This is a genomic window from Cryptosporangium arvum DSM 44712, assembly GCF_000585375.1.
Lineage (GTDB): Bacteria > Actinomycetota > Actinomycetes > Mycobacteriales > Cryptosporangiaceae > Cryptosporangium > Cryptosporangium arvum.
The window spans coordinates 1,663,355-1,689,388 of record NZ_KK073874.1; the positions used below are offsets into that span (position 1 = coordinate 1,663,355).

The window sequence follows — 26,034 nt, forward strand, 5'->3', positions numbered from 1 at the left end:
CTTGCGCAGTGCGCACCCCCTCCCGCCACCGCATTGGAGCGAGGCGCTCATGACTGATCCCACCAGACCCCCGACCGACCCGACCACCACGCCGGAGCCCCCGGCCTCGGCTTCCGGAATGGGGCCGGCGCCGGTCGCCACGGTTCCGCCGGCGGACGAGCAGGCCCGGGTCGAGGCCGCGGCGGCCGACGCCACCCCCGCGGCCGAGGCGGGCCCGCTCCGGGCCCGGCTGGCGGCCCTGTCCGAGGGCGGCGCCACCCGCAACATCGGGCTGATCGTCGTCCTGGTGATCCTGTGCATCGTCGGGTTCGCCACCGCCGACACCTTCGCCACCACCGGCAACATTCGCACCATCCTCACCAACGCGTCGGTGATCGGCGTCGTCACCGTCGGCATGACGTTCGTGATCATCGGCGGTGGCATCGACCTGTCGGTCGGCTCGATCGTCGGGCTCGCGTCGGTGTGGTGCACGACCGTGGCCACCCAGTCCTACGGCCCGTTCGTGATGGTGCTCTGCGCGCTGCTCGTCGGCCTGATCGTCGGCCTGGTCAACGGCGCGCTCATCGCCTACGGACGACTGGTGCCGTTCATCGTCACGCTCGGCATGCTCATCGGCGCCCGCGGGCTCGCGCAGCAGATCGCCGGCCTGCAGACCCAGGTCGTCAAGAGCGAGACGTTCAACGGGATCGCCGACGGGGCGTTCCTCGGGGTTCCGTACCTGGTCTGGCTGCTGCTCGGCACGTTCGCGATCGGCTGGGTCGTGCTGAACCTGACGACGTTCGGTCGGCGCACGGTCGCGGTCGGCGGCAACCCCGAGGCCGCGCGCCTGGCCGGCATCGACATCCGCCTGCACACCGCGTTGCTCTACGGGGTGTCCGGACTGTGCTGCGGGCTCGCCGCGGTGATGCTCACCGCCCAGACCGCGTCGGGTTCCTCCACGAACGGCCAGAACTACGAGTTGGACGCCATCGCGGCGGTGATCATCGGCGGAACGCTGCTCACCGGCGGCCGCGGCACGCTCGTCGGCACCTTCCTGGGCGTGCTCGTCTTCACGCTGATCACGAACCTTTTCATTCTGAACAATCTGTCCACGCCGGTGCAGAACTTGGCGAAGGGCCTGATCATTCTGGGCGCCGTGCTGCTGCAGCGTCGCCGCTCGGAGTCCGCGACCTAACCCTGCTTTCCGTTCACTCGCCGCCGTTCGTCGCCCGACGGTGGTTCGCCGACTTGCGTAATTCTCGTATTTCTCAAAGGAGAGAACCATGAGTGACGTCATCAGTGGCCCGCGAAGCGGGCTCGGACGACGGGGCTTCCTCTTCGGGGGAGCCGCCGTAGGCGCGACCCTGCTCGCGGCGGGGTGCACCTCGAACGACTCCGGCGACGACCGTCCGGAGACCAACACCAAGGCCGTGGGCGGCGACAACGCCGCCAAGGGCACGCAGGTGACGATCGGGTTCTCCGCGCCGCAGGCCGACCACGGCTGGATCGGCGCGATCGCGAAGAACGCGGAGGCGCAGGCCAAGACGTTCGAGGACGTGACGTTCGAGCCGGTCGAGCCGACGAACGACGTCGCGGCGCAGATCGCGGCGATCGAGACGCTGATCACGAAGAAGGTCGGCGTCCTCGTCGTGCTGCCGAACGACGGCAAGCAGCTGACCGCGGTCGCGGCCAAGGCGATGGCGGCGGGCATTCCGGTCGTCAACCTCGACCGGGTCTTCGACTCGCCGCTGGCCTACCGGACCTGGATCGGTGGGGACAACTACGGCATGGGCGTCTCCGCGGGCAACTACATCGCGGCGCAGCTCAAGGGCAAGTCGAACCCGGTCATCGCCGAGATCGCGGGCATCGACTCGCTGCCGCTGACGCAGGACCGGTCGCGGGGATTCAAGGACGCGCTGGCCCGCGCGGGCTTCAAGGTGACCAACCGGGTCGCGGCGGAGTTCACCGTCGCGTCGGGCCAGCAGGTCACCTCGAACCTGCTGCAGGCCGCACCGAAGATCGACGCGGTCTGGAACCACGACGACGACCAGGGCCTCGGTGTGCTGGCCGCGATCCGGCAGGCCAACCGCAGTGAGTTCCTGATGGTCGGCGGCGCCGGCTCGCTGGACGCGATGGAGCTCATCAAGGCCGACAACTCGGTGTTGAAGGCGACCGTCACCTACAGCCCGAGCATGGCGTCCTCGGCCATTTCCATCGCGCGGCTGATCGGCCAGAAGAAGGGCTTCTCCGACCTGGTCGAGAACGACGTCCCGGCGAGCATCACGCTCTCCTCGGCAACCGTGACGAAGGAGAACGTGGACCAATACCTGAAGACTGGATTCCGTTCATGAGCAAAGCTGAACTCGGTGTCGGCATGGTCGGGTACGCGTTCATGGGAGCCGTGCACTCGCAGGCATGGCGCACCGTGAACCACGTATTCGACCTGCCGGTCGGAGTGCGGCTGGCGGCCATCGCCGGTAGGGATCCGGTAGCCGTGAAATCGGCCGCGGAGCAGCACGGGTGGGCGGCGTCGGAGACGGACTGGCAGGCGTTGATCGCGCGTGACGACGTGCAGATCGTGGACATCTGCACGCCGGGGGACACGCACGCTGCGATTGCCATCGCGGCCCTTGCCGCAGGCAAGCACGTGATCTGTGAGAAGCCCTTGGCCAACAGTGTTTCCGAGGCCGCCGACATGGCCGCGGCGGCGGCCGACGCGGCCGCGCGGGGCGTCCGCTCGATGGTGGCGTTCAACTACCGGCGGGTGCCGGCGCTGGCGTACGCGCGGTCGCTGGTGGCCGCCGGCCGGATCGGGACGCTTCACCACGTGCGGGCGGCGTACCAGCAGGACTGGCTGGTGGATCCGTCCGCGCCGCTGACCTGGCGGATGCAGAAGGAGCGGGCCGGGTCCGGAGCGCTCGGGGACATCGCGGCGCATATCGTCGACGCGGCCCAGTTCGTGGTCGGCGACGTGCTGTCGGGGGTCTCGGGGCTGCTGGAGACGTTCGTGTCGTCGCGGCCGCTCTCGGGTGGGTCCGGGCTGTCGGCGGCCTCCGGTGGCGCCGGCGTCGGGGACGTGACCGTCGACGACGCGGCGGTGTTCTTCGGGCGGTTCGCGCAGGGCGGCATCGCGACGTTCGAGGCCACCCGGTTCGCGACCGGGCGGAAGAACGCGATGCAGCTGGAGATCTACGGGTCCGACGGCGGGATCCGGTTCGACTTCGAGCGGATGAACGAGCTGTTGTTCTTCGACGGGTCGTCGCCGGACGAGGAGAACGGGTTCCGGCGGGTGCTGGTGACCGAGCCCACGCACCCGTATCTGGGTGCGTGGTGGCCGCCGGGGCATCCGCTCGGGTACGAGCACACGTTCACGCACGAGCTCCGGGACTTCGTCCTGGCCATCGGCTCCGACTCGGACCCTTCGCCGTCGTTCGCCGATGGCTTGCAGGTGCAAAAGGTGCTGGAGGCCGTTTCGCTCAGCGCTTCCCGCGGATCCGGATGGGTGGAGGTCTGATCATGCCGAGGCCAGTGACGTTGTTCACCGGACAGTGGGCCGACCTGCCGTTCGAGGAGGTGTGCAAACTCGCGTCGGGCTGGGGGTACGACGGGCTCGAGATCGCGTGCTGGGGTGACCATTTCGACGTGGCGCAGGCGGTCTCCTCACCGTCGTACGTGGCGTCCCGGCGGGAGATCCTCGACCGCTACGGGCTCAAGGTCTGGGCGATCTCGAACCACCTGACCGGTCAGGCGGTGTGCGACAACCCGATCGACGAGCGTCATCAGGGGATCCTGTCGCCGGCGGTGTGGGGTGACGGGGACGCCGAGGGAGTGCGTCAGCGGGCCGCTTCCGCGTTGAAGGACACGGCGCGCGCTGCGCGTCTGTTGGGTGTGGACACCGTGGTCGGGTTCACCGGGTCGTCGATCTGGCACCTGGTGGCGATGTTCCCGCCGGTCCCGCCGTCGATGATCACCCGCGGCTACGAGGACTTCGCCGCGCGCTGGAACCCGATCCTGGACGTGTTCGACTCCGAGGGCGTGCGGTTCGCCCACGAGGTGCACCCGTCGGAGATCGCGTACGACTACTGGTCGACGGTGGCCGCACTCGACGCGGTGGAGCACCGGGAGGCGTTCGGGCTGAACTTCGACCCGTCGCACTTCGTCTGGCAGGACCTGGACCCGGTCGGGTTCCTCTGGGACTTCAAGGACCGGATCTACCACGTGGACTGCAAGGAGTCGGTCAAGCAGTTCAACGGACGCAACGGTCGGCTGGGCTCGCACCTGCCGTGGGGCGACCCGCGCCGGGGCTGGGACTTCGTGTCGACCGGGCACGGCGACGTGCCCTGGGAGCCGGTGTTCCGGATGCTCAACTCGATCGGCTACTCGGGGCCCATCTCGGTGGAGTGGGAGGACGCCGGAATGGATCGGCTGGTGGGGGCGCCGGACGCGCTGGCGTTCGTCCGCAAGCTCACGTCTATCGAGCCGCCCGAGGCGTCGTTCGACGCGGCGTTCAGTTCTGGTTCGTGAGTTTGTTCGTGGGGCGGTGACAACCGGACGGGAAGGTACAGGCGTCTAGTTTCGTGTGGGCTCGAGGCTCGGAACTCCGGGCGAGCATCACACGGGACGGGCAGCGCTCGTCCGGGGAGTGACCACCGCACGGGGGCGCGTGGCGTCGCACGGGGGCGGGGTCGACGCGGCGACACCGCACGGCGGTGGCCGGCGGGTGTTCGGGGCTCGGGCCCGGGCACTCGCCGGACAAGACGAGGGCCCAGCCGTTTCGGCTGGGCCCTCGCTCTGTGGCGCGCGACCGCCGGTGTGTGCGTCGGCGGCCGGCGGTCCGGACCGACCGGTTCGCGGTCGGCCAGGAATCGTTCGGTTCCCTCGTCGATCTCCTCGTCAGAGGGAACCGTTGGAGCCGGCCGGGCGGGGGGTGTGGACGGAGGGTGCGCCGGTGGCCGGGCCCGCGGTGACCGTCGGCTCCGGGCTGCCCGACGAGCCGAGCAGGTTGTTCACCTTCGCCCCGATGGCGGTGCCGGCCAGCTTGTCGTTGGCCACGTCCTTGGCCGTGCTGACCAGGCTCCCCGCCTGTGCCTGGAGAACACCCGTCGCTTCCTGGACGGTCGGGTTCTCCTTGACCTTGGCCGCGGTACGACGGATCTGCTCGTACCGCTCGCGCCCAGCCTTGGTGCCCAGCACGTAGCCGATGCCAACGCCGGTGATGAAGAGCAGCTTGTTACGCATGTCGACTCCTGAAGTCGGCTTCCGGGTGGTTGCCAGTCGTGAGAAGGTGATGCCCGACGGGGGTCTATCCCACACCCGTAGTACCAAACTGACGCTTGTCCGTGGGTTCGGCGGAGCGTCCACCGTCGGGTGGGCGACCGCTGTGGCGGGGGCGGGGCCGGGATGTTGTAGGCTTGCCAGGCACGTCGCCGAGAGGCGGCGGGTGGTGAGGCATTCCCCCGTAGCTCAATTGGCAGAGCATTCGACTGTTAATCGAAGGGTTACTGGTTCGAGTCCAGTCGGGGGAGCATTTACCAGCGGAAACGCAGTCAGGCCCACCTCTTGCAGGTGGGTTTTTGACATTTTACTGACAGTTTTCCGGGAACTTGAACCGCTGTTGGGCGGCTTCCGACGGTAGTCCAGAAGCCGCCCAACTCGGGCTGTCGCCGCGTCAGTAGCGGCGGGGCCGCCAGGTCGGCGTGGACCGCCGCGGCGGTGGGCCGTGCCGGGGTGGCGGTAGAGCGCCGGCCGTGGCTGCCGCCTTCCGGCGGGCCGCAGCCACCGCGGCCGTGATCCACTGGACACTCGCGCCCCGGCGGAGCTCGGCGATCAGGCTACGACCACCGTCGGTCTCGCCGAGCAACTCGCGAGGCCGGACGTCGGCGTTTGCGAGCCCACGGGCGGGAGCCGCATCGTCGGGTTCCAGGCCAACCGCCCACCACTGGGCAGATTCGTTCGCCGAGAAGAACGCACCAGCCCACTGGAGGCCGATACGTGCCGCCTCGGCGTGCGAGAGGCGAGGCCATTGGTGGCGAGCGGCCGTCGCGTGGCGATCACCCTCGCGCTGGGCCGGCGTGCGGCGGCGCGAGCGCGGTTGTGATTTCTCGACGCCGCTCGCCAGCCAGGACAGCAGCCGAGCCTCGCCCTCGTCGAGACCGTCGCGCCGGGTCTTCGGCGTCGGTGCCAGAAGCGGCGAGCCGAACAGCTTCGGGCTTGGCTTCGGGGGTGCTGCGTTGCCTGTGTCTCCGGGACTTCCCGGTTTCCTGGTCGTGGCTTTGTTGGGACGGAGTGCTTCTCGCAGCCGGCTGGCTTCGTCTTCGGGAACAACACTGGTCGGCGCCCAAGCTTCGATGCCAAGGCGAGCAGCCAGAGCGAGGACGGCTCCTTCGTTGGTGCCGAAGTCGGACGCGATCTTCGAGATGGTTGTGACGGTGTCCCGGTTGGTCCGCGCGGTCGCGCGGTGACCATCGGCGGAATTCGTCAATCAACTCCCCCTTAGGGCACGGCGTTGCGATTGTTGCTAACGCCTCCGAGTGCCGATCGGCGAAGCGGATCGTGATGTGGAAAGGTCGCTGCCCCGGCGACCCGAACCTCAGACAGAGGTCTCACGGCTTCCCGATCGAACACGTGTGCCACGATACCGCTTAACTGTCGAGTGTGGTGCAAGTGACTCACCATGCGCTGTTGCGCGTCGGCCGTCACCGATAGGTTGGCGACAATGCAGCTGCAGACGGGCTCCGAGGTAGCCGCCGACCAGCCCGCCGGCCCCGCCAGTAGCCCCGTGTCCGCAGTAGACGTAGGCGCTTGAGGCCGACCAGCAAGGTGGAGCCTTCGTGGCTGGCGACGCTCAGCGGGAGCGACAGAGCCTCGAAGAGGTCCCAGCAGATGAAGACGGTAGTAGCGATGACATCGCACAGATCGTCGCCGGCGTCCTCATGCCCCTGCTCCGATAACGTCGCACGGCGGCGGACTCAACCGAGGGTGGCATCGCTCACGCGACCGCCATCGCCACCCTTATCCGCATCACCAGCGGCACCTATTCGATAGGCGGTAGGACGGTGCCCGACGGGGTAACGTCCAGGCGCCCTCGATCCTGTCCGTAGCGTCGTAGTTAGGGCGTCCCACGTCGCTCGCCCCGGAGCCGCCCAAGGGAGTTCACGGTGACGAACAAGACGGAACCGGGTTGGAGCGATCAGGTCGTCGCACATGTCCGCCGGTTCTGGGACGGCCGGCTGCGAGCGATCGATCCAGCACGGATCCACCCAGATCTTTCCGCCGTCACCCGTCGATACCTCAGCGACGTCGGCTTACCCGACTTCGCACCCCGGTGGGGTTTCGAGTGCATCGCCGACCGGACGGATCAAATCCTGACCCGGGACGGCCGCGATTACGTGGTGGTGGGCGGCATCCGGGGCACGAGCCTGTTGTACGGCATCGACGTTCGAACCGATCAAGTGTTCTGCGTCAACTCGCAGGACCCCATGGACGAACCCGAGCTGATGAACACGACCGTCGCACTCTGGGTGCTCAGCGCCGGCGCTGTCGATCGGGAGATCATCTCGCAGATCGGGGTGGTGGAACCGGACTCCGCGGAGGCAGGAGCCGTGGTCGAGCGGGTCCGCCAGTTCCTCACCGCGATGGACCCAGTGGCGATGCGGTACGAGAGAGGTCGCACCTGGCACGGATACCTGAACAGCTTCGAGGACTAGCGGACGAACCGACCACGACAGCGCCGAGACGCTGCGGCACGACGAGCGAGCCGAGCGGACAACCCCGCATAGTCGCACCAGGCATGACGATGTGCTCGCGCGAAGGCTGACGGCAACACCAGACAACGCTGGACGAGTCAATCGCTCGATACAGAGCTTCCTGCTCGCGGCCAGAAGAGGACGCTCGAACAGGGCGAGTTCCCTCGTGCCCTAAGGTTCGCGGATGGCATGGGGAGTGCACGAGTTGCTGGCGCTCTTGTCGGTGGAGCACGATTTCCACCGACGTTGGGAGATTCGCTGCAATATCGCGAAGGCGCCGGATGCCGCGGCGGTGCTGCGGGGAATACGTCGCCATGGTCCGAGCCGGTTGCGTGCCGCCGCCCTTGACGCTCTCATGCATCTCGAAGGGGAATCGGGCCTGGATCCGAAGGACGTGGCTGCGGTCGAGCGCCTCATCCGAATTCGTCAGCGCAACGATGTCCTCACACCGGTCATGTCGATCGAGACGACTTGGTGGTGCATTCGCGAACTCGATCAGGCGACGGTGATGGCTTCGCTCGGGCTGACCTCACCCAGGCCGGTGACGTACAAGCTGGCCAACAGCGTCATGGAGATCATCGACTCGGACGACGAGTCCGGTCTTGTCTACGTCGGTCCGGAGATCAACGGATGGGCGCCCGTTGTCGGTCCTTGGTGCGACGCGTTCGGCGATCGGGCTGAGGAAGCACGATCGACCGTCGAGCGCCTGAGCGCGGATAGCGGCGAGGTGCACGCGTTCTCCTTCAGCGCGTACAACAACGGGACCGCGTGGCTGGTCGCAAGGAACGGCGTCACGATACGTCGCTTCAGTACTTTCGACCCGCAGGATTCGACCGGCGACCCGCTGCCAATCGAACAGGACTGGATGAGTGCACGTGGTCTTCCAGGCCGACCGGAAGACCACTGCAGGTACAACGACCACGGCGTCCTCGTGTACGTCGGCGAGTTCGCCGACATGATGGAGGACTTCTATCAGGCCAACGATGTCGCCGCCGCGGTCAGCGTCGACGTCGGGTGGAAGCATCCTCATGACGCCCTCATCCACGGCAGCCCTGTGCTTGCTGCCGTGCCGGACGCCGGGCCGGTAACGCTGCCGCCTGGCATGTATGAAGTCTGATCAGGTCTCGTGTCGATTGACGCCCTAAACTCGTTATGACAGTTAAGGTCGCGAGCGTTCGCGCTGGCACGCATCAGCATCCTTCGTGGTGCCCGGGGTGTGGGAGGCGTTTCAGGCGGCGTGGATGTTGAGTTTTTCGAGAATGGTGTTGGCTCCGGTTGGGGTGTTGCGTCCGTAGTAGTGGTCCTCGGTCATGCTGACTTTGGCGTTGCCGAGTTGGTCGGCGGCGGCGCGGCTGGTGAGGCCGGCTTCTTTCATGAGGGTGGCGACGGTGCGGCGGAAGATGTGGCTGGTGAGCCAGGGGTAGCCGGCGTAGGTGAAGGCGTCTTTTTGGTCGGCTTCGGTGTTTGAGGGGTCGCGGAGTTTGCCGCGGGCGGAGAGGAACACCGGTCCGGTGGCGAACGCGGGTCGGTGCATCTGCAGCATCTGGACGCACCAGGTGGGGAGCTCAAGGGTGCGTTTGCTGAGTTTGTTGGATTCGTCCTCCTGGATGATCAGCCCAACGCTTTTGATGCTGACGATGTTGCCCGGACCCGGACAGTCGAGGCGCCCAAGTCGAGGTCTTCCCAGTGGACGGCGGAGGCTTCGCTGATGCGGAGGCCAGTGGCGAGCATGAACGCGACGAGGTCGGGGACGTCGCGTTTGATCGCCCGGTCGTCGTAGGTGAGCCAGATCCGCAGATCCAGGACCTGCTCAACGGTGAGCGCGCTGGGCATCTTCTTCGGCTTGACCGAGATGGTGCCGGTGTCGCGGACGGCGTTGCGGCCGAGTAGATCGTGCCGGGCGGCGTAACCGCAGATCCCTGATAGCACCGAGCGGGCGGTCTTGGCGGTGGCGGCGCCGCGTTGCGCTTTGACCGCTGAGAGGTAGCGGTCGCAGGTGGCGACTTTGTCCAGTTCCCGGATACGCAGGCCACCGATGCCGGGTTTGAGGCACCGTTCGATGTTCCCGGCGTACTGCTGGAGTGTGGACACACCCTTGCCCTCGTTCTCCAGCTCCGTGAGCCACGCCGCGGCCACGACGGTTACCAGCGAGTCGGGACCAAGATCCGCGCCGCCGCCGACGTAGATCCGGTCGCGGACGGCGATGTCGAGGGCCCGGCAGGCTTGGCCTTTGGTTTTGCCGACGCGGGTGATTTCGCGGGTGACGCCGTCGTAGTCGCGGTAGTAGGCGCGGGCTTTCCAGGCCCGTCGGCGGGTGGGATAGATTCGGTAGATTCCGGCGGTGCCGACTTCCAGCGGTGGTCGTCCCATGGGCTGTCCTTCCAGAGTGGTTGGCCTGACTTAGCCCTGGAATATGAGGCATTAGACCGCTTCTTGGCGCCTAACAACGAGCACAATCGATTCGCCGTTTCCGCAGGTCAATGCCGGCTAATGCGCCGCAAGGAACACTGACGAACGGTGGTGCTCATCGTGACTGCCGTACTTGAAGGGTTACTGGTTCGAGTCCAGCCGGGGAGCATTTACCAGCGGAAACGCAGTCAGACCCACCTCATGCAGGTGGGTTTTTGACATTTACTGACAGTTTTCCAGTGGGTCCTGGTCCCGCTCATGTCCGGTTCATCCGCCTGGTGATGCCCGCGATCACCGTCGTGGCAAGCAGCCAGCCGGCCGGAACGGCAGCCCACGCCACCCAGCGGGTCGGTCCGACGGGTGTGAAGGCCCGCTCTTGACCGAGGTCGAGGATCGGCAGGATGAGGTCGAGCGCGTAGGCGACGGGTTGGAAGTCGAGGCCGTCGCTTCGAAGTGCTCGAGGCGGCTCGGCATGGAAGGTAAGCGTGGGATCACGACGCGCAGCGTGGTTCAGCCGCACCAGTGAGCAGTTTGCCCAGCGCAATCGGACCACGCTGATCAACGGCGCCGAGCTTAAGCACCTCACCAAGGAGCATCTTCGTATCGACGTCATCCCCGGTGCGAATCCACCTCGACGGCTTCGCGCGTCGGAGAATCGACGGACCGGCAAGCCTGGACCGGCGGCAATCTAGCGGCTTCAGCTGTGGCGACTGACCTTATTGGTGTGAACTGGCAGCGCGTGATGGTCGGCGACAGTGGGGAAAACATTCCAGACTGAGCTCCGCATTCCACCAGGGGTCGGTTGCGCAGCCCTCCTCGAAATGCCACCAGCCGCCGGACACGCCGTCGGTGAGCACCTGCTTGATCTCGCGGAAGCGGGCATCGGCGGGAACGTCGAACGCGACGAGCGGCAGCTGCGCGCTGAACACCTCGCCGCCCGAGCCGAAGTGGGCGAACTTCGCATGCGCCGCCGACGGGTCTGGCCCCAGCGGGCCGGAAGGAACCGGCAGTCCCCGGATCACGCAGTGCCCGGAAGCCTGCACCTTTCCCGGGACGACCGCACACCGTCCGCGTTCGTCTCGAACCGAACCACATCGCCTTGCGCCACGCCGTCCGGCACGAAGGGCACGTTGTCCACCCGGGCCGTGTCGGCGCTCAGCTGAGTCGCCCACAACCCTCCCCGTCGGTTCGACGCGTGTCAGCACGGACGTCGACCACGACGCGGCAGCGGGTGGCTGGGCCGTCGTGCGAGTTCACGACCGGCATGACAGATGCGCTCGTTTCCGGAACAACGATCATGGCCTATCGAGCGTCAGGCGCGAGGTGAAGGCGCCGGGGGTCGAGCGCACGGTCGCGGTCGGCTGACGAATGGTGGCGACCGTTCACCCCGGCTACGTCGTGGCGTCGGTCGTGACCGGCACATGGACGCCAGCCGCGGCGCGTATTGACGATAGTTTTCATTTTCGTTTAGGGTCCGCTCGCGGGATCCGACCGGTACGTGACCGTCGGGATGAGCGACGGAGACACGATGACCACGACCCTCATACGCACGGAGACCGGCGCCGCCGCGCGGCGACCGGGCGGGCCGCCGTTCGCGTCGCCGCGCCGGTTCGCCGGGCTTCTCGGCGCGCTGACGCTGGCGCTGCTGGTCGTCGTCGTGCTCGGCGTCGCGATCGGCGCGGTCCGGATCGCCCCCGGCACTGTCCTCGACGTGATCGCCCACCATCTGGGCCTGCCGGTCACCGGTCTGGACCCGATCGCCGACCAGATCATCTGGACGACGAGGCTGCCCCGTGCCGTCCTCGCGGTCGTCGTCGGCGCCGGCCTGGCGGTCTCCGGAGCGGTGATCCAGGCCGTCGTCCGCAACCCACTCGGCGATCCGTACCTGATCGGGGTCGTACCCGGTGCCGGCCTGGGGGCGGTGACCGTGATCGTTCTCGGTGCGTCCGCGACGGCGGGGCTCTCGCTGTCCGCGGCGGCGTTCGTCGGGGCGCTGGTCGCCTTCGCCCTGACGTTCCTGCTCGGTCGCCGGCACGGGCACTGGCCACCGGCCCGGCTCGTGCTCGCAGGCGTCGCGGTCGGCTATCTGGTGTCGGCGGTGACCTACTTCCTGCAGACGATCGCGACGCCGAACCAGGTGACGCGAGTGCTGTTCTGGAGTCTGGGCAGCGTCTCCAGCGCCCGCTGGGAGCAGTTACCGCTGCCCACGGTGGTGGTAGCCGCGGCGACGATCGGCCTGGTCCTGCAGGGGCGCCGGCTCAACGCGCTGGCCAACGGCGTGGAGATGGCCGGTGCGCTGGGCATCGCGGTCGGCCGGTTCCAGTTCGGCCTGATGCTCGTGGTCGCGCTGATGACCGGGACCCTGGTCGCGGTGTCCGGCGGAATCCTGTTCGTCGGGCTGGTGGTGCCGCACGTCGCCCGGCTCCTGGTCGGTGCCGAGCATCGCCGGATGCTGCTGTGTTCGGTACTGCTCGGCGCGGTGTTCCTTCCGCTGGCCGACATCGCCGCCCGGACGGTCCGCGCGCCGGTGGAGCTGCCTATCGGCATCGTCACCGCCGCCCTCGGCGCCCCGTTCTTCCTGTGGCTGCTCCGTTCCTCCCACCACGGGAGCCGATGATGCGCGTCTCCGCCACCGGGATCGACGTCGCGATCGCCGGCCGCACGATCGTGGCCGACGCCGTGCTGGACGCGCCGTCGGGCGCGTTCGTCGGACTGCTCGGACCCAACGGCTCCGGGAAAACCACGCTGCTGCGCACTGTCTACCGGGCCTTACGCCCCGCACGCGGGGCCGTGCTCCTCGGTCATACCGACGTGTGGAGCCTGACCGCCCGGCAAGCGGCCCGCCGCACCGCCGTCGTGATGCAGGACGATCCGACCGAGTTCGAGTTCACTGTCCGCGAGGTCGTTGGCCTCGGTCGCGTCCCGCACCAGAACCTGCTCGGTCGTGCGACCGGCGAGGACCAGCGCGCCGTCGACGCCGCGCTGGCCCGCACCGGCGTGGAGCATCTCGCCGAGCGACCGGTCAGCAGCCTCTCCGGGGGTGAGCGCCAGCGGGTGTTCCTGGCCCGGGCGCTGGCTCAGGACACGCCGATCCTGGTGCTCGACGAGCCGACCAACCATCTTGACGTCACGGCCCAGCTCGAACTGCTCGAGCTGGTGCGGGGTCTGGGCGTCACCGTGGTCGCCGCGCTCCACGACCTCAACCTCGCGGCCGCCTACTGCGACCAGATCTGTGTCCTGCGCGCCGGGCGGCTGGTGGCGTCCGGGCCGGTCGCCGACGTGCTGACCGCGGATCTGATCGCCGAGGTCTACGGCGTGCGCGCCGCGCTCGTCACCAACCCACTGACCGGGCAGCGCGGTTTTGCCTTCGCGCCGTCCCCGGAATCCGTCACCCAGATGAAGGAGCACGTATGAGCAGCCGGCTCAGATCCGCAGCCCTGTCGATCGGTGCCGCTGCGGCGCTCACCCTGGCGGTCGCCGGGTGCGGGGGCGAGGGCACCGTCGCGCAGGCGTCCGCGTCCCGTTCGGCCGGCGCCGACTATCCCGTCACGGTCGAGAGCTGCAAACGCTCCGAGACGTTCACCGCCGCGCCGCAGCGGGTCGTCCTCGGCTGGGCGACCTCCATCCGGACGCTCGCCGCGCTCGGCGTCGCTGACCGGGTGACCGGCTACGTGAGCGGCAGCAACGTCAAGGTGCCGGATGGATTCACGGCGACCGAGGTCTCCCCGGACTTCCAGCCGGCCAAGGAAGCGGTGCTCGCCGCGCGCCCCGACTTGTTCCTGGCGAACGACGAGAACCAGATCTCCGGCCAGCAGGGCACCGCCACACCCGACGACCTGGCCGCCCAGAACGGGCACGCCTACGTGCTGGGCGGCTACTGCCTCGCCGCGCCGGCGCCCGGCACGGTGGACGCCGTCTACGCCGACGTCGAGAAACTCGGGAAGATCTTCGGCGTCGGACCGAAAGCCGTCGACGTCGTCGCTGATCTGAAGAAGCGGGTCGCGCAGGCGCAGAAGCCGCGCGGTAACGCCGCTCCCGCGAAGGTCGCGATGATCCAGGTCTACGACGGCAAGGTCTACGCGCTGTCCGGGTCGTACTACAACGCGATCCTCGAAGGTGCCGGGCTGACGAACGTCTTCGGCGACTTGAAGGAGAACTTCGCCGAGATCAGCGCCGAGAAGGTGCTCACCGTCAAGCCGGATGCGCTGTTCATCGCCCACGACGATCCTGCGGGCGGTGACGAGGCGCTGGCCGCCGCGCGGAAGGAGTTCGCCGCGAGCCCTGCGGTGACCGCCGGGAAGATCTTCGGGATCTCCAACCTCGAGATCAGCGGCGGCGGCGTCAACATCGTCACGCTGATCGAGCAGACCGCGAAGCAGGCGTACGGCGCCTGAGCGCGACCTCCCGCCCGACGGACTCGTGGCCCGGACGGCGGGCAGTACCTCGGCGGCGACGCGTTGGATCGACTCCAGGACCCGCTCGGGACCGCCGGCAGCCTCCACGGCGAGCAGCAACCGACCGGCGCCGTAGTCGTCCGGCCCGCCCTCCCCGCCGGGAAGGGACCCCGGCGGGGAGGAACAGGTCGATCACCGGTGATTCAGGGGTCGCGCGGCTCAGCAGTCACGCAGTTCGGGGGACTGGTTGAGCAGCTGACCGCGCACCGACACGAACTCCTGGTACTCGGCACCACCGACGGCTTCCGGGCGGAACGCGCCGACCCGGTGGCAGTTCTGGAACGCCAGCGTGACGCCGAAGTGGCGCTCCAGGCCACCGCGGATCGCGTCGCTGGCCAGGGCACGCAGCAACTGGCCGCGCTCGGCCTCGGTCGGGGGCGGGGTGGAGTCGTCGGCGAACGGCGCGGTGCCGGACTCCAGGTCGGCGATCACACCGGTGACGACCGACCAGGCATACGGCAACGAGGTGCGGATGCAGTCGACGAACTCGGCGTCGGTGGCTTCGCCGCGTTCGGCGCGTTCGAGCAGAGCGGTGGGGACGTCCAGGGACATGGGTGCTCCTTTCGAGGGGATCGGCCCGCGGCGCCGGGACACGACGCCGGAGGCGGTGGTCGTGGCGGTCACGTCGGGCCTGAGCGCGGTGGACCGGGCGGATGACGGCACTGCTCCACTCGCGACGCTGCGAGCGAGCCTCTTCCCGGTCAGCGCTCTGAAAATGCATATCACGTTCATATAGCTGAACGCGATCGAAAGATCACTTTAGGTGTTGAGAATCGAGATTCGCGCCCGCTGAGCATAATTGCAAACCGTTGTCATTTCCGTATTGGAGGGTGCTTGTGGACTGGCCCGGGTTCGGCGGCTTCTTCGTGGCGCGAACGGTGTCCTGGGCCGGCTCGGCACTCACGCTGGTCGCGCTTCCCGTGCTCCTGTACGAGCGCACCGGCAACGCCGCGCTGACCGGACTGGCCACTGCGCTGGAGGCGCTGCCCTACCTGCTGCTCGGCCTGCCGGCCGGTGCGCTCGCCGACCGCTGGGACCGGCGCCGCACGCTCGTCGTCACCGCACTCCTGAGCGGGTTGCTGCTGGCCAGCGTGCCGGTTGCCGACGCTTGGGGTGCCCTCACGCCCGCCCACGTGCTCGTCGTCGCCGGCGGTGTGGCGACGCTGTTCGTCTTCTCGGACGCGGCCACGTTCGGAGTGCTGCCCACGCTGGTCGGCCGGGACCGGATCGCCGGCGCGACCGGTCGGCTCAACACCGCCAATACGATCGTGACGGTGGCCGGCCCGGCCGTCGGCGGACTGAGCATGGCGGTGTTGGGCCCGGCCTGGACGCTCGGCCTGGATGCCGCCTCGTTCGCCGTCGCGGCTGTCCTGCTGCACCGTCTCGTCCTCCCGCCGGTGACGGTCCCCGAAGGTCCTCGACGGATGCGGGCGGAGATCGCCGAAGGGCTGCGGTTCCTGTGGAACCACCAGGCGATCCGATGGCTGACGCTGCTCGGCGTCGGCAACAGCCTGACCGGCGGCGCGGTGCTGGGCCTCGTGGTCGTCGCCGCGGTGCGCAACCTGGACCTCGGTGAGAGCGACGGCCGGATCGGCTTGCTCTACGCCGCCGCCGGCGCGGGAAGCCTGCTAGCCGGGATGCTGCTCCCACCGATCCGGGGCCGGCTGACGGTCGGCCGGATCACGCTCGCCGGGCTGCTGGCCGGCTGGGTCGCGGTCTCGGCCTGGGCGCTCAGTACCGGGTTGGTCGGAGGGCTCGTCGCGCTGGCCGCCTGGCAGGCCGCTCACGTCCTGGTCAACCTCAACGGCATCGTGTTGCGGCAGGAGTCCACCCCGGATGCGTTGCAGGGCCGCGTCAACACCACCGCCCGGATGATCGCCTGGGGCGGCCAGCCGCTCGGAGCCGCGCTCGGCGGCGTTCTTGCCGAGGTGTTCGACGTGCGGGCCGCGCTGCTGATCGCGGGCGCCGGGGTCGCAACGTCCGCGCTGGTCGGAGCCGGTGGCCGGCTGTGGCGCCTCGACGTGCGGACGCCGCGGCCCGAACCGGTCGTTCGCCCCTGACTTCGGAGAACCCCTTGCCCGCAACCGGGAGGGCCGTTTACCGTCACTCTCGTAATGAAAACGGTTTTCATTACAGAGAGGAGCCTCCCATGGAGTCGTTCTCGTTCGAGCCCATCGAAGAGCCCGTGGTCATGTCGGCCCTGCAGGGGCCGGGAACCAATGCGCTGGTGACCAACCCGTTCGCGTTCGAGGACGTGCAGGAGCCGGTGGTGATGTCGGCGCTGCAGGGCGTCGGCACCAACGCGCTGGTCGCGAACCCGTTCGCCTGGGCGCACTGACCCGGCCCTACCGCAGTGCCCCGCGCTCCGGCGCGGGGCACTGCCCCGTCCGAGTCCTTCTGGCAGACCGGAGCGTCCATGACCGACCACGTCACCCTCGCCCCTGGCCATCACCTCTTCCGCGGCGCCGACGACGTCTGGCGCCTCTACGCACCGGGCGACCAGATCACCCGCATCGGCGGCCCCGACGAGGCGCTCGCCCACGCGCAGAACCGCCTCCACAACACGGCCGAAGCCGGCGGAGGCGAGCTCGTCGACGAGCTGGAGCGCGGCCTCGCTCGCCGCGGTGCGCTCGCGCAACCGGTCCGGGCGGACTCGCAGGCGGCACAGCCGTGGACGGTGGTCGTCGCAGGCGACAACCCGATCGGACGCGCGGTGCGGACTCTGCTGGAGCCGTACGCCGATCTGCGTCCGCCCTGCGCCGGCGCTCTGACCGAGGACGACGTCCGCGCAGCGGACACGATCGTGACCTGCGGAGGATGGCTCACGGACCAGGCCTGGAGTGCGCTCGACGACTGGTGCCGCCGGCATGGGACCGCATGGCACCTGAGCTACGTCGAGGGCACGCGCCACTATCTCGGGCCGATGTACGTGCCGGGCCGCACGGCGTCCTATCGCGACACCCGAGGACGGCGGCTGGCTGCCTCCGGGGTTCCCGATGAACTGCGCGGGTTCTGGGCCTACTTGGAGAGTGACGCTGCGCTGCCTCCGGTGCCCTGGCCCGATCCGGCGGGTGCGGCTGTCGTCGCCGGCCTTCTCGTCGGTGACCTGCTGCGGTACCGGCGGACGGGCACTCCCGCCGCAGCGGGACACCAGCTCGGGTTCGATCCGGCTCACGCGACGGTGACCCGGCACCCGGTGCTCCCGCTCCCGGAAACCGCCTCGGTTCCGGCGGGAACAGCTCGGTGACGCCCCGGCTCAACCTCCGCGTCCCCGGGGAAGACGGCACACCGCTGGCCACCGATGTCTACCCGGCGGCCGCTCCGGCGCCGGTCGTCGTGACCCGCACCGCCTACGGGCGCAGCGCACACCGGGCGGAAGGCCAGGCGTGGGCGGCTCGCGGATTCGCCTTCGTCGCCCAGGACGTCCGTGGCCGCCACGACTCCGACGGTGCCTGGAGCCCTTACCGCAACGAGCGCGCCGATGGTGCCGCGCTGATCGACTGGGTGCTTCGCCGGCCCTGGTGCGACGGGCGGCTGGTCACCACCGGCGGCTCTTACGCCGGGTACACGGCCTGGGCCGCCGCCGTGACCCGCCCCGACGCGGTCCGCGCGGTGCTCAGCACCGGCCCGGCGATGGGCCTCGACCGTGTCAAGTTCGACCCGGCGGGCATCCTGCGGCTCGCCGAGCACGCCACCTGGTGGCTCACCCGCGCCGAGTCCCGCACCAGCCGCGAAGGCCTGGTCACCGAGGTCGCGAGGCGCGATCCGCAGTGGCTGCACCACCTGCCGGTCGTCGGCATCGCGGAGCGCATGTGGGCCCGCCTGGAGCACTGGAGCGACACCATCACCGGCGGACCCGGCGCGGAAGGACCGGAAGCGATCACTGACGCCGAGTTGGCCGCCTTTCCCGGCGCGGCGTTCCACGTCGGCGGCTGGTACGACCTGCTGCTCGCCGAGACCCTACGCCAGTGGGACGTCGTCGGATCCGCGGTCAGCCCCCGGCCGGGGCGGCAGCTGCTGCTCGGTCCGTGGGACCACGGATTCGTCTGGGCACCGACCACCCGCATCGGTGGCCGCGACCACGGCCCGGACTCCCGGATACCGCTCGGGCCGCGCCAGGTGAGGTGGCTGCGCGAGATCCTCGGCGGCGCCCGACGAAGCCGGGCCGACGTATTCGTCGTCGGGGCCGGCTGGAGCAGCTCGCCCGCATGGCCACCGCCCACCGCCCCCACGGTTCTCTGGGCCACCGGCGACGACACCCTCGCCGACACGCCACCGGACACCGGAAGCGCCCGGACCTACGTCTACGACCCGAAGGATCCCCTGCCGTCCAGCGAGCCCGGCGCCGACCGGGCGGAACTCGAGGGGCGCACCGATGTCGTCCGCTGGTGCGGGCCGGCGCTGGACCAGCCGATGACCCTCGCCGGAACACCCTGCGTGGTCCTGTCCGCTTCCACCGATGCGCCGGCCACCGACTTCGTCGTCCGGATCTCCGAGCGGACGACCGACGGACGGGTGCTGCCGCTGGCCTCCGGAGCCGTCGACACGTCGCGGAGCGCGGGCCCGGCCCACCGCATCCCGCTGACCCCGATCGCGGTCCGGATCCCGGCGGGCTCGCGCCTGGTGCTGGAAGTCACGAGCAGCGACTTCCCGTACCTCGCGCGGTCACTCAACACCGGCGCCGACCGCTACACCACCACCGACACCGTGGCGGCCACTCAAACCATCCACGCCGGGCCCGGCGGCACCCGGGTCGAGCTTCCGGAGCAGGTGACATGACACTGGATGCCCCCACCCCCGCCGAAGCCTTGCTCGTCGACCCCCGGTTCGGGCTGCTGACCGCCGTCCGTCCCGACCCGTACCCGGAGATGCCGGCCGCGTGGGTCGGCTACGGTGCCGCCGTCGCCGACACCAGACAGTTCACGGACTGGCACGCCGACCCGTTCGGCTTCGGAGCCGCGGTCGGCGATCCCGACCGGGCCCGCCGCGCCGCGATCGGCGAGGCCGTCGAGCGCTACTGCGGCCGCGTCGTGCCACCGGACCTTTTCCGGGGCAGCTGGCGGCAGTGGGGTGAGAACGCGCTGGACCCGGAGACGTTCGCCCTGTACTCCGACCGGCAGTACGCGACGCCGGGATTTCCTTTCGTGCCGTTCGGCCGGGACACCGAGGCCGAGTGGGTCGAGGGCAGAGACCTCCGCGACCACTCCCCGGTACTGGTGCCCGCCACCTCGGTCTACCTCGACTACCGGCCACCGGGCCGTCGCCCGCTGCACGCGCTCTCCTACGCGGGCATCGCCGCCGGTACCGACCGCGAGCACGCCGAACGGTTCGCGCTCGAGGAACTCTTCGAGCGGGACGCGACCACGATCTGGTGGGCCAGCGGCGCCCCGGCCGAACTCGTCGCCGACGGCTACCGCGTCGTCGACCTGCTCGACGACCGGCACGCGGACCGTCGACGAGTGCGGCTGCTGCGGGTGCCGTCACCGTTCGGCGTCCCGGTGCTCTGCGCGTTCATCGAGGACGCCGACCGGGGACTGGTGGCCTTCGGCAGCGCATGCCGGGCGGACCCGGTCGAAGCTGGACTCAAGGCGCTCGTCGAAGCGCTCGGCCTGCTGCAGATGACCGCACAGCTGGCCGACCCGGACAGCGAGCTCTGGAGTGCCCGGCAGCGCGGAACGATCCTGCCGCACACGTTCGTGGCGTTCCGCGCCGACCGCCGGTACTCCGAGAGCTTCCGCGCCGACTACCGGGATCTCGTGGATCTACCCGCGCTCGCCCAGCTCTACCTCGACCCCCGGATGCAGGGCTCACCGCTGGAGCGGCTGCGCCCGGAGTCGCCCCGGATCGCGCTCGCCGACATCCCGCGGATCGCGGATCCCTACGAGAGCTACCTGGCCAAGCTGACCGACGCCGGTCACCGAATCGTCTCGGTCGACGTCACGACACCGGACGTGCGGGCCGCCGGGCTCTGCGTCGTCCGGGTCGTCGTCCCGGGCCTCTACGGCAACGCCCCGGCTGCGTTCCCGTACCTGGGCGGGCGTCGGCTCTACGAGGTACCGGTGGACGCCGGCTGGATCGACCGACCGCTCACCGAGGACACGCTCGTCCGCGACCCCCTTCCCCTGGCATGAACAGCCGGATCGACCCACGGGTCGTCGCCGCGCTGGTCGACGAGCGGACCGGCATCCTCCGCCGGGTCGAGCGCCGACCCGTCCCGGCCCACGTGCCGCGGTCGTTCACGCTCGTCCGGTCCGTCATTGCCGACAGCTCCGCGTTCAGCGACTGGGTCAGCGACACCGCCGGCGCCGGGTACACGTTCGGTGATCCGGACGCCGCTCTCGCCGCGGCCGTCGGCGAAGGCATCGAGCGGTACTGCGCCCACCTGATCCCGCCCGGCTTACGCGTGGCGCGCCATCGCGACGTGGACGGCGACGCGATCGACCCGGCCACGATCGCCCTCTACTCCCGCGACCAGTACGCCCAGCCCGGCTTTCCCTTCGCGCCCCTGGACGCTGACACCGTCACCGAGTGGGCCGACGGCGCGGACCTCCTCGACCGCCGCCCGATGGCGGTTCCCGCCGCGCTCGTCTGGCCCGGCCATCACCGGCTGGCCGACCGTCCACTCGCACCCGTGCTGCAGGCGGGACTGGCGGCCGGCCCGACCCGGCAGATCGCCGAGCAGCACGCGCTGGCCGAGGTGATCGAGCGGGACGCGATGACGCTGGGCTGGACCGGGCGGGCGGGCCTGCGGCCGGTGGAGCCGCCGCCGTGGCTGTCCCGGCTCGCGCGCGGTCCGCATCGTCGGCTGGAAGCGTCGTTCCTGGCGTTCCCGAACGAGTTCGACGTGCCGGTGATCGGGGCGCTGCTCTCCGACCCGGAGACCGGCCGGCTCGGCCTGGGCACCGGCTGCCGTTCCGGGCCGGTCGCCGCCGCGCTCAAGGCGCTGGGCGAGGCCCTCCAACTCCTGTTGCTGCTGGGTGAGTACGACGACCCGGCCGGGCCATTCGCCGCAGCAGCCAGGCACCCGACCAGCCCGCTCAGCCCGTGGCGCGCCGACCGCTCCTACCTCGCGCAGCGCCGCGACGACCTTCGCGACGTCGTCGACTACGGCGCCCACCTGCAACTCGCGCTCGACCCGGCCTATCAGAAGCGGTTCGCCGACGAGCTGGCCGAAGCCGTGCGGGACCGGACGCCGTGGGCACTGCCCGACGAAGACACCGGGGATACGCCGGACCTGGTACGTCGCTCGGCCGAGCGCGGGCACCGGCCGGTGTCGGTCGATCTGACGACCCCGGACGTTCGGTCGGCCGGGCTGACCGTCGTTCGGGTCGTCGTTCCCGGGTTGTACGGCAACGCCGCCGCGGGCCTGCCCTTCCTCGGCGGTGAGCGGATGCGCCGCGCGCTGAACGGGCGTCCGTACCGGGCGCTGCCGCTGCCGCACTGACCGGAGGCTCAGCCGTCGTAGGGATCGCGCGGCGCGGAGACACGCTCGAAGGTCCCGACGGTCAGTTTCGTCGCTGACCGGGTCGGTGGCCGGCTTGCCGTCGTAGCGGCCGGTCACCGTGACCCAGGTGTCCGGGGTCAGGCCGCCCGGCACCGATCCGGCCAGCCGGATGCGCAAGGCCTGCCCGTCGGCGGCGCAGCAGCTGATCGAGATCCGGGTCAGATGGACCGCAGCGCCACCCCGGCCAGGCCCGCCACCGGCACGGCCAGCGCGGGCGGCCGGGGCAGCGCGCGGGCGTAGAACCCCGCGGCACGAACACCGCCATCGCCGCGCCGATCAGCATGCCCAGGGCCAGGAACGGCAGCGCCTGCACGGCGATCGCCACGAACACCGTCGCCCAGGTTCGCATCGCGGGAGTGTCGAAGACCTCGGTCAGCGGGCCCCGCGCAAGGAGCAGCACGACCAGGAGCGCGCCCAGCGCCTCCATCGACCCCGGCCGCCAGCGGCCGCGCCCGTGCAGCGGCAGGTCAGCCAGCTCACTGGACACGTTACGGCCCAAGTGCTCATCGGTGATCGACGCGGCGGCACGCGGTGCGGCACGGACCGTGCCGGAGCGGCCCGGGGCAACCGGCCAGTGTTATCTTCAGATGGAAACGATATCGATTGTCATATTCAGGAGTGCGTATATGGTGGCCTCACGAAGTCGATGGACGTTAGGCGCGGTCGGCCTGGCTACCGTCGCGACGCTGGTGGCGGGCTGCGGTTCGTCGGACGACGGGGCCACGACCGCCGCGTCCGACGGTGCGAAGAGCACTCAGGTCGTCGCCTCGACGAACGTCTACGGCGACATCGTCAAGCAGATCGCCGGAGACTCGTCCAAGGTCGAGATCACCTCGATCATCAGCGACCCCTCACAGGACCCGCACTCGTACGAGGCGAACACCCAGACCCAGTTGAAGCTGTCGAAGGCCGACCTCGTCATCGAGAACGGTGGTGGTTACGACGACTTCATGGACACGATGCTCAAGAGCGCGAACAACGGCGACGCCACCGTGCTCAACGCGGTCGAGGTCTCCGGAAAGACCGCGCCCGCGGACGGTGAGCTGAACGAGCACGTCTGGTACGACCTGCCGTCGATCGAGAAGCTCGTCCCCAAGATCACCGAGGCGCTGAGCGCCGCGGACACGTCCGAGAAGGCCACGTTCGAGGCCAACGCGAAGACTTTCCTCGGCAAGGTCCAGCAGCTGGAGAGCGCCGCGGCCGCGATCAAGGCGAAGCACAACGGTGAGGGCGCGGCGATCACCGAGCCGGTCCCGGTCTACCTCCTGCAGGCCAGCGGCCTGGTCGACAAGACCCCGGAGGAGTTCAGCGAGGCCGTTGAAGAAGGCACCGATGTCCCGGCGGCCGTGCTCCAGGAAACCCTCGGTCTCTTCACCGCCAAGCAGGTCAAGGTACTCGCCTACAACGAGCAGACTGCCGGGCCGGAGTCGGACAAGGTCGTGGCCGCCGCGAAGTCCGCCGGTGTCCCGGTCGTCGCGGTCACCGAGACCCTGCCGCCGGGCAAGGACTACGTGAGCTGGATGAGCGGCATGCTGTCCTCGCTCCAGACCGCCCTCGGCTGAGCCATGGCAGCCCCGAGAAACGACCTGCTGGAGGTCAGGCGAGCGACGCTCGCCTACGGTTCGCGGGTGATCTGGCAGGAGCTCGACCTGGCCGTGCGGCGGGGTGAGTTCCTGGCCGTGCTCGGCGCGAACGGGTCGGGAAAGACCAGCCTGCTCCGGGTCGTTCTCGGCCTCCAGCCGCTGAGCTCCGGCACCGTCCTGGTCGACGGGGCCCGACCGCGCCGCGGAAGTAACGCGGTCGGATACGTCGCGCAGCAGCGCGCCAGCGACTCGCCCATGCCGCAGCGGGCCAAGGACCTCGTCGGCCAGGGCCTCGACGGCCACCGGTGGGGTATCGGGCTCCCCGGCCGGGACCGGGAGCGACGGATCCGGGCCGCGCTGGACGAAGTCGGAGCGCTCAGCTACGCCGACTGGCCGATCGGCGCGCTCTCCGGCGGTGAACAGCAGCGCGTCCGGATCGCGCAGGCGCTCGTCGCCGACCCGCGATTACTGCTCTGCGACGAGCCGCTCTCCTGGTTGGACGTGACCAGCCAGCAGACGATCAGCAGCCTGGTCGATCGGTGGCGGCGGGAACACGACAGCGCGGTGCTGTTCGTGACCCACGACATCAACCCGGTGCTGCCCTACGTCGACCGCGTGCTCTACATGGCCGGCGACGGGCAGCACCGTCTCGGCACCGTCGACGAGGTACTGACCGGCGACACACTCAGCGCCCTGCACGGCGCGCCCGTCGATGTCGTCCGGTTGCGCGACCGCATCGTCATCGTCGGGCTGCCCGAAGCCGCCCATCCGCACGGGGCGCACCCGGACCCGGCGCACCCGGACCCGGCGCACCCCGAGCCGGCGCGCCCGGAGAAGGTGCACTCCGCATGACCGTCTCCGTCCTCGCCGACGCGCCTCCGAGCTTCTGGCACCAGATCTTCAACTTCGACGACTACGGCCAGCTGCTCGCGCTGGTGCACAACTCGCTCATCGCCGGCGCCGTCCTGGGTGTCGTCGGTGGGCTGGCCGGGGTGTTCGTCGTGATGCGCGACCTGCCGTTCGCCGTCCACGGCATCAGCGAGCTGTCGTTCGCCGGGGCGTCCGGAGCGCTGCTGCTCGGTGCGAACGTCGTCGTCGGGTCGCTGGCGGGGTCGGTGATCGCGGCCCTGCTGATCGGTGTGCTGGGCAGCCGGGCACGCGACCGGAACTCGATCATCGGCGTGCTCATGCCGTTCGGGCTCGGGCTCGGCGTCCTGTTCCTCGCGCTCTACAAAGGCCGTGCCGCGAACAAGTTCGGCTTGCTCACCGGGCAGATCGTGGCAGTCGACACCCCCCAGCTGTCCTGGCTGGTCGGTGTCTCGGTGGTCGTACTCCTGGGGCTGCTGGCGATCTGGCGACCGCTGCGCTTCGCCAGCCTCGACGCCGAGCTGGCCGCGGCCCGTGGGGTGCCGGTGCGGTTGCTCTCGCTGGCGTTCATGCTCCTGCTGGGACTGGCCGTGGCGGTGGCCGTCCAGGTCGTCGGCGCCCTGCTGGTACTGAGCATCATCGTGACGCCGGCCGCCGCAGCGGCGCGGGTGACCGTCGCGCCAGCCCGGATGGTGGCCTTCAGCGTCGCGTTCGCCGTGGTCTCGCTGCTCGGCGGGATCCTGCTCGCACTGGGCAGCAGCGTCCCGATCAGCCCGTACGTGACCACGATCGCGTTCGCGATCTACCTCGTCTGCTGGCTCATCGGTGCCCGGCGGCAGCGGCGAGGCTGGTCCTCGGCACGAGCCCTGCCGTCGCGGACTCCCGTCGTCACCGCCGCCTGAGCGCCGCCGGGCGTCCCCGGGCCGGATCGTCGGCCCGTGGCGGCTGGTCGCCGGGCGCCCGGCGGTGCCGTCTGCGACTGGGCGCCCGGCTCGATCCGGGGGCGGGGCTTCGTGCCGACGGCGGCGCAATCGGCGCAGGTTCCGAACATCTCGACCCGGTGACTGACGTCGGTGAAGCCGCTGTCGCGCACCACCGCGTCGACCCAGGCCTCACTGGCCGGCGCGGTGACCTCGATGGTTGCCAGGCAGGACCGGCAGATCAGGTGATGGTGATGCACCGGCGTGCAATGGCGGTACATCTGCTCCCCGTGTACGCCGTGGACCGCGTCGACCTCACCGGCTTCGGCCAGCGTCTGCAAAGTGCGGTACACGGTCGCCAGGCCCAGCTCCACACCACGAGCCCGCAGCGCCGTGTAGATCTGCTGGGCGCTGCGGAACTCCGGCGTCTCCTTGAGGAACGCGTGCACCGCCGTGCGCTGCCTGGTCGTGCGCATTCCCGCAAGCGTTCCCTCGGCCATCGCTTCGCTCCTCGTGCGCCTGTAGCCTCGACCCACCTTATCGCCAATGATAATCATTACCGAAAAAGATGAG

Annotated in this window: 28 protein-coding genes and 1 tRNA gene; 19 read left to right on the top strand and 10 right to left on the bottom strand. The window is 69.7% G+C overall.

What is annotated here, in order from left to right; genetic code table 11:
* Window positions 1–49: 49 nt before the first annotated feature.
* The 4 genes from CRYAR_RS07660 (at window position 50) to CRYAR_RS07675 (ending at window position 4,503) form a co-directional block, all read left to right on the top strand.
* Window positions 50–1,174 (top strand): ABC transporter permease, encoded by a 1,125-nt coding sequence (locus tag CRYAR_RS07660; RefSeq protein ID WP_084700224.1) that lies wholly within the window; start codon window positions 50–52, stop codon window positions 1,172–1,174.
* Between the two features lie 88 nt (window positions 1,175–1,262).
* On the top strand, window positions 1,263–2,330 hold the full coding sequence (locus CRYAR_RS07665) for a substrate-binding domain-containing protein (RefSeq protein WP_035849397.1): 1,068 nt from the start codon (window positions 1,263–1,265) through the stop codon (window positions 2,328–2,330).
* A complete protein-coding gene (locus CRYAR_RS07670; RefSeq protein ID WP_035849398.1) occupies window positions 2,327–3,493 on the top strand; it encodes a Gfo/Idh/MocA family protein in 1,167 nt (388 codons plus the stop codon). The genes CRYAR_RS07665 and CRYAR_RS07670 overlap by 4 nt, the downstream gene beginning before the upstream one ends.
* A gap of 2 nt (window positions 3,494–3,495) precedes the next feature.
* Window positions 3,496–4,503 carry a sugar phosphate isomerase/epimerase family protein gene (locus CRYAR_RS07675; protein WP_035849400.1) on the top strand — a complete coding sequence of 336 codons (1,008 nt, stop codon included), beginning with the start codon at window positions 3,496–3,498 and terminating at the stop codon, window positions 4,501–4,503.
* Window positions 4,504–4,872: 369 nt separating this feature from the next.
* Here the strand turns inward: CRYAR_RS07675 and CRYAR_RS48510 are convergent, their stop codons facing one another.
* The gene (locus CRYAR_RS48510; RefSeq protein ID WP_051569893.1) at window positions 4,873–5,217 is read right to left on the bottom strand and encodes a hypothetical protein; all 345 of its coding nucleotides are present in this window, start codon (window positions 5,215–5,217) and stop codon (window positions 4,873–4,875) included.
* Between the two features lie 214 nt (window positions 5,218–5,431).
* Between CRYAR_RS48510 and CRYAR_RS07685 the strand changes: the two genes are divergently transcribed.
* Window positions 5,432–5,504: transfer RNA gene (locus CRYAR_RS07685), tRNA-Asn, on the top strand.
* 143 nt (window positions 5,505–5,647) lie between these two features.
* Here the strand turns inward: CRYAR_RS07685 and CRYAR_RS46875 are convergent.
* Entirely contained in the window at window positions 5,648–6,460 is an 813-nt protein-coding gene (locus tag CRYAR_RS46875; protein ID WP_157017461.1) for a hypothetical protein, read from the bottom strand.
* Window positions 6,461–7,136: 676 nt separating this feature from the next.
* On the opposite strand from CRYAR_RS46875, the gene CRYAR_RS07690 reads away from it, so the two are divergent.
* Window positions 7,137–7,685, top strand: a complete 549-nt coding sequence (locus CRYAR_RS07690) for an SUKH-4 family immunity protein (protein ID WP_035849403.1) — start codon at window positions 7,137–7,139, stop codon at window positions 7,683–7,685.
* 223 nt (window positions 7,686–7,908) lie between these two features.
* A complete protein-coding gene (locus CRYAR_RS42850; protein WP_051569894.1) occupies window positions 7,909–8,841 on the top strand; it encodes a hypothetical protein in 933 nt (310 codons plus the stop codon).
* A 111-nt stretch (window positions 8,842–8,952) separates the two neighbouring features.
* On the opposite strand, the gene CRYAR_RS46880 is transcribed toward CRYAR_RS42850, so the two are convergent.
* The 5 genes from CRYAR_RS46880 to CRYAR_RS50625 form a co-directional block, all read right to left on the bottom strand.
* Window positions 8,953–9,267, bottom strand: coding sequence for a site-specific integrase (locus CRYAR_RS46880; protein WP_051569895.1), 315 nt, complete (start codon window positions 9,265–9,267; stop codon window positions 8,953–8,955).
* A 68-nt stretch (window positions 9,268–9,335) separates the two neighbouring features.
* Window positions 9,336–10,094 carry a site-specific integrase gene (locus CRYAR_RS46885; RefSeq protein ID WP_051569896.1) on the bottom strand — a complete coding sequence of 253 codons (759 nt, stop codon included), beginning with the start codon at window positions 10,092–10,094 and terminating at the stop codon, window positions 9,336–9,338.
* Window positions 10,095–10,389: 295 nt separating this feature from the next.
* Window positions 10,390–10,695, bottom strand: a complete 306-nt coding sequence (locus CRYAR_RS46890; protein WP_157017469.1) for a hypothetical protein — start codon at window positions 10,693–10,695, stop codon at window positions 10,390–10,392.
* 154 nt (window positions 10,696–10,849) lie between these two features.
* The gene (locus CRYAR_RS45030) at window positions 10,850–11,155 is read right to left on the bottom strand and encodes a DUF4265 domain-containing protein (protein ID WP_245620415.1); all 306 of its coding nucleotides are present in this window, start codon (window positions 11,153–11,155) and stop codon (window positions 10,850–10,852) included.
* Window positions 11,152–11,271 carry a hypothetical protein gene (locus tag CRYAR_RS50625; protein WP_342673826.1) on the bottom strand — a complete coding sequence of 40 codons (120 nt, stop codon included), beginning with the start codon at window positions 11,269–11,271 and terminating at the stop codon, window positions 11,152–11,154. The genes CRYAR_RS45030 and CRYAR_RS50625 overlap by 4 nt, the downstream gene beginning before the upstream one ends.
* Before the next feature lie 390 nt (window positions 11,272–11,661).
* Between CRYAR_RS50625 and CRYAR_RS07710 the strand changes: the two genes are divergently transcribed.
* The 3 genes from CRYAR_RS07710 to CRYAR_RS07720 are packed head-to-tail and all read left to right on the top strand — an operon-like array spanning window position 11,662 to window position 14,527.
* Window positions 11,662–12,750 carry a FecCD family ABC transporter permease gene (locus CRYAR_RS07710; protein WP_157017471.1) on the top strand — a complete coding sequence of 363 codons (1,089 nt, stop codon included), beginning with the start codon at window positions 11,662–11,664 and terminating at the stop codon, window positions 12,748–12,750.
* The gene (locus CRYAR_RS07715) at window positions 12,750–13,547 is read left to right on the top strand and encodes an ABC transporter ATP-binding protein (RefSeq protein WP_051569897.1); all 798 of its coding nucleotides are present in this window, start codon (window positions 12,750–12,752) and stop codon (window positions 13,545–13,547) included. The genes CRYAR_RS07710 and CRYAR_RS07715 overlap by 1 nt, the downstream gene beginning before the upstream one ends.
* Window positions 13,544–14,527, top strand: a complete 984-nt coding sequence (locus tag CRYAR_RS07720; protein WP_035849405.1) for an ABC transporter substrate-binding protein — start codon at window positions 13,544–13,546, stop codon at window positions 14,525–14,527. Before CRYAR_RS07715 ends, CRYAR_RS07720 begins: the two co-directional genes overlap by 4 nt.
* A 219-nt stretch (window positions 14,528–14,746) precedes the next feature.
* Here CRYAR_RS07720 and CRYAR_RS07725 read toward each other — a convergent pair whose 3' ends face one another.
* The gene (locus CRYAR_RS07725; protein WP_035849408.1) at window positions 14,747–15,139 is read right to left on the bottom strand and encodes an SCO5389 family protein; all 393 of its coding nucleotides are present in this window, start codon (window positions 15,137–15,139) and stop codon (window positions 14,747–14,749) included.
* A gap of 284 nt (window positions 15,140–15,423) precedes the next feature.
* Between CRYAR_RS07725 and CRYAR_RS07735 the strand changes: the two genes are divergently transcribed.
* From CRYAR_RS07735 to CRYAR_RS07760, 6 genes are all read left to right on the top strand, one after another.
* Complete coding sequence (locus CRYAR_RS07735) at window positions 15,424–16,647, top strand: MFS transporter (protein WP_035849411.1); 1,224 nt, start codon at window positions 15,424–15,426, stop codon at window positions 16,645–16,647.
* Window positions 16,648–16,736: 89 nt separating this feature from the next.
* Window positions 16,737–16,925 carry a streptamidine-related RiPP repeat protein gene (locus CRYAR_RS07740; RefSeq protein ID WP_035849414.1) on the top strand — a complete coding sequence of 63 codons (189 nt, stop codon included), beginning with the start codon at window positions 16,737–16,739 and terminating at the stop codon, window positions 16,923–16,925.
* A 78-nt stretch (window positions 16,926–17,003) separates the two neighbouring features.
* Entirely contained in the window at window positions 17,004–17,834 is an 831-nt protein-coding gene (locus tag CRYAR_RS07745) for a hypothetical protein (RefSeq protein ID WP_051569898.1), read from the top strand.
* On the top strand, window positions 17,831–19,366 hold the full coding sequence (locus tag CRYAR_RS07750; protein ID WP_035849416.1) for a CocE/NonD family hydrolase: 1,536 nt from the start codon (window positions 17,831–17,833) through the stop codon (window positions 19,364–19,366). The genes CRYAR_RS07745 and CRYAR_RS07750 overlap by 4 nt, the downstream gene beginning before the upstream one ends.
* A complete protein-coding gene (locus CRYAR_RS07755; RefSeq protein WP_035849418.1) occupies window positions 19,363–20,718 on the top strand; it encodes a YcaO-like family protein in 1,356 nt (451 codons plus the stop codon). The genes CRYAR_RS07750 and CRYAR_RS07755 overlap by 4 nt, the downstream gene beginning before the upstream one ends.
* Window positions 20,715–22,031: a YcaO-like family protein gene (locus CRYAR_RS07760; RefSeq protein ID WP_035849420.1), complete on the top strand. Its 1,317-nt coding sequence runs from the start codon at window positions 20,715–20,717 to the stop codon at window positions 22,029–22,031. The genes CRYAR_RS07755 and CRYAR_RS07760 overlap by 4 nt, the downstream gene beginning before the upstream one ends.
* Window positions 22,032–22,092: 61 nt before the next feature.
* Here the strand turns inward: CRYAR_RS07760 and CRYAR_RS48515 are convergent, their stop codons facing one another.
* Window positions 22,093–22,578, bottom strand: a complete 486-nt coding sequence (locus tag CRYAR_RS48515; RefSeq protein WP_035849421.1) for a hypothetical protein — start codon at window positions 22,576–22,578, stop codon at window positions 22,093–22,095.
* 139 nt (window positions 22,579–22,717) lie between these two features.
* Here CRYAR_RS48515 and CRYAR_RS07770 point away from each other — a divergent pair, with 139 nt between their 5' ends.
* Genes CRYAR_RS07770 through CRYAR_RS07780 form a run of 3 tightly spaced genes read left to right on the top strand, consistent with a single transcriptional unit; the run spans window position 22,718 to window position 25,443 of the window.
* Window positions 22,718–23,653, top strand: coding sequence for a metal ABC transporter solute-binding protein, Zn/Mn family (locus tag CRYAR_RS07770; RefSeq protein WP_035849423.1), 936 nt, complete (start codon window positions 22,718–22,720; stop codon window positions 23,651–23,653).
* Window positions 23,654–23,656: 3 nt separating this feature from the next.
* Entirely contained in the window at window positions 23,657–24,526 is an 870-nt protein-coding gene (locus tag CRYAR_RS07775; protein WP_051569899.1) for a metal ABC transporter ATP-binding protein, read from the top strand.
* Window positions 24,523–25,443 carry a metal ABC transporter permease gene (locus CRYAR_RS07780; protein ID WP_051569900.1) on the top strand — a complete coding sequence of 307 codons (921 nt, stop codon included), beginning with the start codon at window positions 24,523–24,525 and terminating at the stop codon, window positions 25,441–25,443. The genes CRYAR_RS07775 and CRYAR_RS07780 overlap by 4 nt, the downstream gene beginning before the upstream one ends.
* Here the strand turns inward: CRYAR_RS07780 and CRYAR_RS45035 are convergent.
* Window positions 25,344–25,961, bottom strand: coding sequence for a Fur family transcriptional regulator (locus tag CRYAR_RS45035; protein ID WP_084701784.1), 618 nt, complete (start codon window positions 25,959–25,961; stop codon window positions 25,344–25,346). The genes CRYAR_RS07780 and CRYAR_RS45035 overlap by 100 nt on opposite strands.
* Between the last annotated feature and the right edge of the window lie 73 nt (window positions 25,962–26,034).

Excerpts from the sequence above, each read along its gene's own strand:
- CRYAR_RS07660 (WP_084700224.1), top strand. The coding sequence starts at position 50 with ATGACTGATCCCACCAGACCCCCGACCGACCCGACCACCACGCCGGAG.
- CRYAR_RS07665 (WP_035849397.1), top strand. The coding sequence starts at position 1,263 with ATGAGTGACGTCATCAGTGGCCCGCGAAGCGGGCTCGGACGACGGGGC.
- CRYAR_RS07670 (WP_035849398.1), top strand. The coding sequence starts at position 2,327 with ATGAGCAAAGCTGAACTCGGTGTCGGCATGGTCGGGTACGCGTTCATG.
- CRYAR_RS07675 (WP_035849400.1), top strand. The coding sequence starts at position 3,496 with ATGCCGAGGCCAGTGACGTTGTTCACCGGACAGTGGGCCGACCTGCCG.
- CRYAR_RS48510 (WP_051569893.1), bottom strand. The coding sequence starts at position 5,217 with ATGCGTAACAAGCTGCTCTTCATCACCGGCGTTGGCATCGGCTACGTG.
- CRYAR_RS42850 (WP_051569894.1), top strand. The coding sequence starts at position 7,909 with ATGGCATGGGGAGTGCACGAGTTGCTGGCGCTCTTGTCGGTGGAGCAC.
- CRYAR_RS46880 (WP_051569895.1), bottom strand. The coding sequence starts at position 9,267 with ATGCTGCAGATGCACCGACCCGCGTTCGCCACCGGACCGGTGTTCCTC.
- CRYAR_RS46885 (WP_051569896.1), bottom strand. The coding sequence starts at position 10,094 with ATGGGACGACCACCGCTGGAAGTCGGCACCGCCGGAATCTACCGAATC.
- CRYAR_RS07710 (WP_157017471.1), top strand. The coding sequence starts at position 11,662 with ATGACCACGACCCTCATACGCACGGAGACCGGCGCCGCCGCGCGGCGA.
- CRYAR_RS07715 (WP_051569897.1), top strand. The coding sequence starts at position 12,750 with ATGCGCGTCTCCGCCACCGGGATCGACGTCGCGATCGCCGGCCGCACG.
- CRYAR_RS07720 (WP_035849405.1), top strand. The coding sequence starts at position 13,544 with ATGAGCAGCCGGCTCAGATCCGCAGCCCTGTCGATCGGTGCCGCTGCG.
- CRYAR_RS07725 (WP_035849408.1), bottom strand. The coding sequence starts at position 15,139 with ATGTCCCTGGACGTCCCCACCGCTCTGCTCGAACGCGCCGAACGCGGC.
- CRYAR_RS07740 (WP_035849414.1), top strand. The coding sequence starts at position 16,737 with ATGGAGTCGTTCTCGTTCGAGCCCATCGAAGAGCCCGTGGTCATGTCG.
- CRYAR_RS07745 (WP_051569898.1), top strand. The coding sequence starts at position 17,004 with ATGACCGACCACGTCACCCTCGCCCCTGGCCATCACCTCTTCCGCGGC.
- CRYAR_RS07755 (WP_035849418.1), top strand. The coding sequence starts at position 19,363 with ATGACACTGGATGCCCCCACCCCCGCCGAAGCCTTGCTCGTCGACCCC.
- CRYAR_RS07760 (WP_035849420.1), top strand. The coding sequence starts at position 20,715 with ATGAACAGCCGGATCGACCCACGGGTCGTCGCCGCGCTGGTCGACGAG.
- CRYAR_RS07770 (WP_035849423.1), top strand. The coding sequence starts at position 22,718 with ATGGTGGCCTCACGAAGTCGATGGACGTTAGGCGCGGTCGGCCTGGCT.
- CRYAR_RS07775 (WP_051569899.1), top strand. The coding sequence starts at position 23,657 with ATGGCAGCCCCGAGAAACGACCTGCTGGAGGTCAGGCGAGCGACGCTC.
- CRYAR_RS07780 (WP_051569900.1), top strand. The coding sequence starts at position 24,523 with ATGACCGTCTCCGTCCTCGCCGACGCGCCTCCGAGCTTCTGGCACCAG.
- CRYAR_RS45035 (WP_084701784.1), bottom strand. The coding sequence starts at position 25,961 with ATGGCCGAGGGAACGCTTGCGGGAATGCGCACGACCAGGCAGCGCACG.